The 217-nt window shown below is 70.5% G+C and carries 1 protein-coding gene; it reads left to right on the top strand.

Features of this window, described 5'->3' with window-relative positions:
- Positions 1-33 precede the first annotated feature (33 nt).
- A partial coding sequence (locus HMPREF0072_RS10970) for a hypothetical protein (protein WP_211204265.1) occupies positions 34-217 on the top strand: 184 nt, incomplete at its 3' end.

Genomic DNA, 217 nt, shown 5'->3' with positions numbered 1-217 from the left:
GCTGCCTGCATCGAGGCCCACGAGGAGGCGGCGATGTCTGAAGTCTGGCTGGAAATCTGGTCCGCGGCGCGCAGCGAATTCTCCGACATTCCGGATGTGGCCGAGGCCACGCGCATCGTGCTGCGGCTGGGCATGGCGGTGCTGCTGGGCGGCCTGCTGGGCTACGACCGAGCGCAGCGGCAAGGCGGCGGGCCTGCGCACCCACATGCTGGTGGCG

Source organism: Anaerococcus lactolyticus ATCC 51172 (assembly GCF_000156575.1).
GTDB classification, from domain to species: Bacteria; Bacillota; Clostridia; order Tissierellales; family Peptoniphilaceae; genus Anaerococcus; species Anaerococcus lactolyticus.
This window is presented reverse-complemented; position numbering and strand designations above follow the sequence as displayed.